Source organism: Streptomyces sparsus (assembly GCF_054776295.1).
The window spans coordinates 1-5,918 of sequence record NZ_BAAHCA010000249.1; the positions used below are offsets into that span (position 1 = coordinate 1).

Consider the following 5,918-nt stretch of genomic DNA (forward strand, 5'->3'; position numbering starts at 1 on the left):
CCGGGGTGCGGCGCCGCACCGCGCCGCCGCGGGGCTGCTCGGGCGGTTCGGCCACCGCGAGCTCCACGCCGTACAGGGCGCGAAGGCCGGCCTGCTCGCAGGCCGCGCCGAAGCGCATGGTGCCGGCGAGGGTGTCCCGGTCGGTCAGTGCGAGAGCGTCCATGCCCCGTTCGGCGGCCCGCTCGACCAGCCGCTCGGGGTGGGAGGCGCCATACCGCGTCGAGAAGCCGGACACGGCGTGCAGATGCGTAAAACCGCCCATCCGCATCTCCTTGCCACTCGGCCACCCCCAGCCAACTGCGACTCTTCCGTCCTCGTGGTCCCACCATAAACCAGATTTCGAATGCACGTTCGAACGATTCGACGCAGGTCGCCGCAGGGTTCACCCGGTTGGTACCGCGCACCGTCCCCGTACGGCAGCAGGCCGCCGGAAGCCCGGGCGCCGGGTGAGCGCGTCGGCTGCGCGACAGTGGGAGATAGGTCACTCTGGGAGCTGGACAGCCGCAGCGGGGCAGCGTAGGAGGAGACGCAACATGCGAGGCGCCGACATCCGACGTGCGGACGAACGCGAGATCCTCATCGAGCAGATCCGTCAGCTGCAGCAGGCCCTGGAATCCCACGCCGTGATCGACCAGGCCACCGGGGTGGTCATGACCCTGGCGGGCTGCGAGCGCAAGCACGCCTTCGCCGTACTGCGCGAGACCTCCCAGTGCAGCAACACCAAACTACGGACGGTCGCTCTCGAACTGACCGGCTGGGCGGCGACCGGCGTCATGGACGAGAGCCTCGCGGAGATCCTCGCCGAGCGCATGTCCCACCACTGCCCCGGCCGGTGGGGCACCCGCGGCACCGGCCGCCCGTTCTGAGCCGGCAGCGGGCCGGGCCCGAACGCACGACCGCGTCATCGTCGCGGACGGCCCCCGGTCACAGCATCGGCCCGGCGCCCCCAACGGACGGGGTACCGAGCCGATACCGCAGGGCTGCTGTTCCGAACCCCGCGACAAGGGGCTCACTTCCCAACCCCTCACCTCCATCTTCGGCCCTGCACCCGCCGTGGACTGCCCTCTCGAGGAAAAAGATCGCGCCGCACGCGCACCGCGTGGCACAGCAACCCGCCGCTCGAGACGCCCCCGGGCAGCCCCCGGCTCCGCCCACCGCCGCGGCCGGGAACGCGGGGGATCCCGCGAGCGCCCCGGTCCGCCCCGCGGGACGGACCGCCGGAATCCACCCCCGGAGTGACCCGGGCCACGCCGCGGGGTGTGACCGAGGTCAAAGGATTGGCGACCCGTACATTCCGCAGGGCAGGGTAGGGACCAGCACTGCGGACAAGCACGGACCGAGCACAGAACGAAGGAGCCCCATGAGGATCGGCATTGTCGGAGCCACCGGTCAGGTCGGCAGCGTGATGCGCGACATTCTGATCGAGCGCGACTTCCCCGTGGAGGAGCTGCGGCTGTTCGCCTCCGCTCGGTCCGCCGGACGGACGCTGCCCTGGAAGGACGGCGAGGTCACCGTCGAGGACGCGGAGACCGCCGACTACAGCGGTCTGGACATCGTGCTGTTCTCCGCGGGTGGCGCGACCTCCAAGGTGCTGGCGCCGAAGGTCGCCGCGGCCGGCCCGGTCGTGATCGACAACTCCTCCGCCTGGCGGCTCGACCCCGAGGTCCCGCTGGTGGTCTCCGAGGTGAACCCGCAGGCGGCGACCGACCGCCCCAAGGGCATCATCGCCAACCCGAACTGCACCACCATGGCCGCGATGCCCGTGCTGCGTCCGCTGCACGACGAGGCCGGCCTCGCCGCCCTGGTCGTCGCCACCTACCAGGCGGTCTCCGGCAGCGGGCTGGCCGGCGTCGCCGAGCTGGACGGGCAGGCCCGCAAGGCCGTCGAGTCCGACGCCACCCGGCTCACCTTCGACGGTGCCGCGGTGGACTTCCCCGCCCCGGACAAGTTCAAGCGGCCGATCGCCTTCAACGTGCTGCCGCTCGCCGGGTCGATCGTCGACGACGGCCTGGAGGAGACCGACGAGGAGCAGAAGCTCCGCAACGAGAGCCGCAAGATCCTCGGCATTCCCGAGCTGAAGGTGTCCGGCACCTGCGTCCGCGTCCCGGTCTTCAGCGGCCACTCCCTCCAGGTCAACGCCCGCTTCGAGCGGCCGATCAGCCCCGAGCGGGCGCGCGAGCTGCTCGGTGGCGCCCCGGGTGTCGCGCTCTCCGAGATCCCGACGCCGCTCCAGGCCGCCGGCCAGGACGCCAGCTACGTGGGCCGCATCCGGCGGGACGAGACGGTGGAGCACGGTCTGGCCCTCTTCCTCTCCAACGACAACCTGCGCAAGGGCGCGGCGCTGAACGCCGTGCAGATCGCCGAGTTGGTCGCCGCGGAGCTGCGCTCCGAGAGCTGACCGTCTGCTCCCGCCGCGTCCGCGCAGCTCCGCGGCGGGAGCAGGTGACGCGGGCCCACGGCGCAGGCCCACTGGGCCGCCCACACCACAGGACCCCCGGTGCACGCACCGGGGGTCCTGCTGTGGGGGGTGGTCGTTCGGTCCGGGCCAGGACGGGACCGGACGGGAGGGGTCAGCCGATCCGGGCGCCGTACTCCGCGAGGGCGTCCGTCACCGGCTGGAAGAAGGTCCGCCCGCCGGCGGAGCAGTCACCGCTGCCGTCGGAGGTCAGACCGATCGCGTCGCTGCCGGCGAACAGCGCGCCGCCGCTGTCGCCGGGCTCGGCGCACACGTCCGTCTGGACCAGACCGTTGACGGTGCCCTGCGGGTAGGTCACCGAGACGTCCAGTGCCTGGACCGAGCCGCCGTGCAGCCGCGTGGTGCTGCCGCCGCTGGACCCGCTCACCGACGGTCGCCTCCCGGGCGCCGCTGATCTGCCGGGCCTGCCCGTTGGGGAGGCTGACCTCTCTGGGGTGGTCCGTGCCGGGGGTGTACTCCACCAGGGCGTGGTCGGCGCCGGGAAAGGTCCCGGCCGCCATCGTGCCGATCGGGGAGCCGCCGGAGGAGTCCGACCAGGTGCTGCCGGCGGTGCCGCGGTGACCGGCCGTCAGGAAGTGCGGTTCACCGTCCTTGACGACGTTGAAGCCCAGCGAGCAGCGTGACCCCGCGCCGAAGACGGCGTCTCCGCCGGCCGTGAACGGCTTGAACTCGCCGCTCGTCCGGGTGAGTACGGCTCTGCCGTCCTGCGCGGCGACCTCCTTCCTCAGTGCCGCCAGTCGGCCGCCTCCACGGTGGAGTCGGCGGTGACGACCACCTTGTTGGTGACCGGGTCGACGGCACGTGAGGTGCCGGGGACGGCGGACTCCCCCAGCTCGCTCTTCGCCGAGGCCAGCCGGGTCGGGGCGTGCCCGACGAGCTTCGCCTTCGCGCCGGCCTGTTCGGCCTTCTCCGCCGCGGACCCGTCCACGGCGTTGACGACGAGCTGCTTCGTCCCGGTGTCGTAGCAGGCGCCGGCGGTGTCGTTCCTGAGGTCGGCGGCCAGCGTGGTCGCGAGGTCACTCGCGGCGGCGGACGTGAGCATGTCGGCCGCGGCGACGGGGTCGGCGGCATTGGCATTCGCCATCGTGAGCCTGCCGGCCACCAGAGCCGCCACGCCTGCACCTGCGATGCCCATGCGGCGGTTGTTCATCCGTCGGTGTCGCAACTCCTCGCCTCCAGTGGGGGGCTGGAATCGCTCCAGGTCGGAGCGGTTCCGGAGGGTGTCCGGACACGGACGTGCGCGACAGGGGAACAGCGTGTCCGTGCCGAGCGACGCCGCCGAGTATTACGAGCGCGACGGGTCGCACACAAGAACGAGTTCGCGACAGCGCACGCGAAGTAACGGAGGGCGGCGGGCTGTTGACGCTCCGGCAGTCGCGCACGTCATCCCGGCGTGCGGACACCGCCGAACACCCCGGGCGATCGAGGATCACCCGGGGGTGAGGTCTGCACCTGTCCGGGAATGGCCCTTCAGGAAACCCGGCCTACGTCGCCTGCCGGAGGCGGGAATCCGCTGGCCACCGAGCCGGAAGGAGTCCCGGGGCGGTCCTCGGCGGCGGAGGCCGGGGGCGGGGCGGCCGGGGGCGGGGTCGCCGGGAGTCGTTCGAGGAAGCGGAGCAGCTCGACCGGGAAGGGCAGCACCAGGGTGGAGTTCTTCTCGGCCGCCACGGACACCACCGTCTGCAGCAGCCGCAGCTGGAGCGCGGCCGGCGTGTCCGCCATCTCCCGGGCCGCGGCGGACAGCTTCTTCGACGCCTCCAGTTCGGCGTCCGCGTTGATGACACGGGCCCGACGGTCGCGGGTCGCCTCGGCCTGCCGGGCCATCGAGCGCTTCATCGTCTCCGGCAGCGAGACGTCCTTGATCTCGACCCGGTCGACGTTCACCCCCCACTCCACCGCCGGGCTGTCGATCATGATGGCCAGCCCCTGGTTGAGCTTCTCCCGGTCGGACAGCAGGTCGTCCAGCTCGCTCTTGCCGATGATCGACCGCAGCGCGGTCTGGGCCATCTGGAAGACGGCGAAGCGGTAGTCCTCCACCCGCACCAGGGCGTCACCGGGATTGACGACCTTGAAGTAGACCACCGCGTCCACCCGCACGGTGACGTTGTCGCGGGTGATGCCCTCCTGGCCCGGGATCGGCAGGGTGACGATCTGCATGTTCACCTTGCGCAACCGGTCGATGACCGGCACCACCAGGGTGAGCCCGGGATGGCGCACCTCGGACTGGAGCCGGCCAAGCCGGAACACCAGCCCCCGCTCGTACTGCTTGACGACCCTGGCCGCCGCCGCGAAGTACACCGCGCCGCCCGCGACGGCTGCCGCCACCAGTTCCACGACCATGACGGCCTCCTGGCACCGCAAGTGGGGCGAAAGACCCCAAACGTCTCCTTCCCACGGTAGCCCCGGTCCGACGCGTGGTGAAGGCCTCGTCCGCCGCAGCGCACACCGCGCCGCCCGCCGGGCGTCCGGGCCCCGGAGGGAGCGGACGCCGACGGGCGGCGCGGGGACTTCAGCGACACCGGGCTTCGGCGGCACGGTGGCTTCGGCGACGCCCCGGCGGAGGCCCGAGGGCCCGGGCCGTCCGGTCGAAGGTCAGAGGAGGCTGACCCCGTAGCCGGCGAGCACGGGCGTGATCGGCTGGAAGAACGTCGTCCCACCGGTGCGGCAGTTGCCGCTGCCTCCGGAGGTGAGGCCCAGCGCGATCGTGCCGGAGAAGAGCGGGCCCCCGCTGTCACCGGGTTCGGCGCAGACGTTCGTCCGGATGAGTCCGCGGACGATCTCGCCGTTGCCGTAGTTGACGGTCGCGTTGAGTCCGGTGACGGTGCCGCCGTGCAGGCCGGTGGTGCTGCCGCTGCGCTGGACGGACTGGCCGAGGTAGGCGTTGCCCGCACGGGTGATGTCGCGGGAACTGCCGTTGTGGAGGTTGACCGTGCCGGGCGTGGGGACGAGTGGGTCGGTGTAGCGCACCAGGCCATGGTCGTTCCCGGGGAAGCTGCTGCCCTCGGTGGAGCCGATCACCTTCGAGCGCCCCAGGTCGGCGTACCAGCGGCCCGCGCCGTCGGTGCAGTGCCCGGCGGTGAGGAAGTACCTGTTGTCGCCCTTGCGGACGTTGAAGCCGACCGAGCAGCGCCAGTCCGTGGCGTACGCCGCGTCACCGCCCTGGAGCAGGGGGGCGAACCGGCCAGGGGTGCGCTCGACGATGAGCGCTCCGGCCCGGGTGCCGGCGGCCCGCCGGATCCGGGCCAGCTCGGTTGCGGAGACGGTGCTGTCCGCCGTCACCACCAGCCGGTTCGAGGCGTCGTCCACGTGCCACGAGGTGCCCGGCACGTCGGCTTCGAGCACCGCGTCGGCCGCCTGCTCGAGTTGGGCCGCGCTGAACGCCTGCGCCGGCCGTGCTCCGGCGCCGGGAGCGGCCAGGGCCGTCGCCGCCAGCAGCGCGGCG

Annotated in this window: 6 protein-coding genes and 1 pseudogene; 2 read left to right on the top strand and 5 right to left on the bottom strand. The window is 72.4% G+C overall.

Features of this window, described 5'->3' with window-relative positions; translation table 11 throughout:
* Positions 1–262 (bottom strand): PHP domain-containing protein (locus ACYVE9_RS13495; RefSeq protein ID WP_461028062.1); only part of this gene is annotated, 262 nt, incomplete at its 3' end.
* Between the two features lie 271 nt (positions 263–533).
* On the opposite strand from ACYVE9_RS13495, the gene ACYVE9_RS13500 reads away from it, so the two are divergent.
* Entirely contained in the window at positions 534–866 is a 333-nt protein-coding gene (locus ACYVE9_RS13500; RefSeq protein WP_461028063.1) for an ANTAR domain-containing protein, read from the top strand.
* A 494-nt stretch (positions 867–1,360) separates the two neighbouring features.
* A complete protein-coding gene (locus ACYVE9_RS13505; RefSeq protein ID WP_461028064.1) occupies positions 1,361–2,398 on the top strand; it encodes an aspartate-semialdehyde dehydrogenase in 1,038 nt (345 codons plus the stop codon).
* Positions 2,399–2,570: 172 nt separating this feature from the next.
* On the opposite strand, the pseudogene ACYVE9_RS13510 reads toward ACYVE9_RS13505, so the two are convergent.
* From ACYVE9_RS13510 to ACYVE9_RS13525, 4 genes and pseudogenes are all read right to left on the bottom strand, one after another.
* Positions 2,571–2,873 (bottom strand): annotated as a pseudogene (locus ACYVE9_RS13510) (S1 family peptidase); the annotation flags it as partial.
* A 327-nt stretch (positions 2,874–3,200) separates the two neighbouring features.
* Complete coding sequence (locus ACYVE9_RS13515; RefSeq protein WP_461028065.1) at positions 3,201–3,560, bottom strand: alpha-lytic protease prodomain-containing protein; 360 nt, start codon at positions 3,558–3,560, stop codon at positions 3,201–3,203.
* Positions 3,561–3,946: 386 nt separating this feature from the next.
* Positions 3,947–4,816, bottom strand: coding sequence for a slipin family protein (locus ACYVE9_RS13520; protein WP_461028066.1), 870 nt, complete (start codon positions 4,814–4,816; stop codon positions 3,947–3,949).
* A 252-nt stretch (positions 4,817–5,068) separates the two neighbouring features.
* Positions 5,069–5,918, bottom strand: an 850-nt coding sequence (locus ACYVE9_RS13525) for a S1 family peptidase (protein WP_461028067.1), incomplete at its 5' end; no start/stop codon positions are given.

Bases quoted from the DNA above. Each gene is read 5' to 3' on its own strand.
- ACYVE9_RS13500 (WP_461028063.1), top strand. From the start codon at position 534: ATGCGAGGCGCCGACATCCGACGTGCGGACGAACGCGAGATCCTCATC.
- ACYVE9_RS13520 (WP_461028066.1), bottom strand. From the start codon at position 4,816: ATGGTCGTGGAACTGGTGGCGGCAGCCGTCGCGGGCGGCGCGGTGTAC.
- ACYVE9_RS13515 (WP_461028065.1), bottom strand. From the start codon at position 3,560: ATGGCGAATGCCAATGCCGCCGACCCCGTCGCCGCGGCCGACATGCTC.
- ACYVE9_RS13505 (WP_461028064.1), top strand. From the start codon at position 1,361: ATGAGGATCGGCATTGTCGGAGCCACCGGTCAGGTCGGCAGCGTGATG.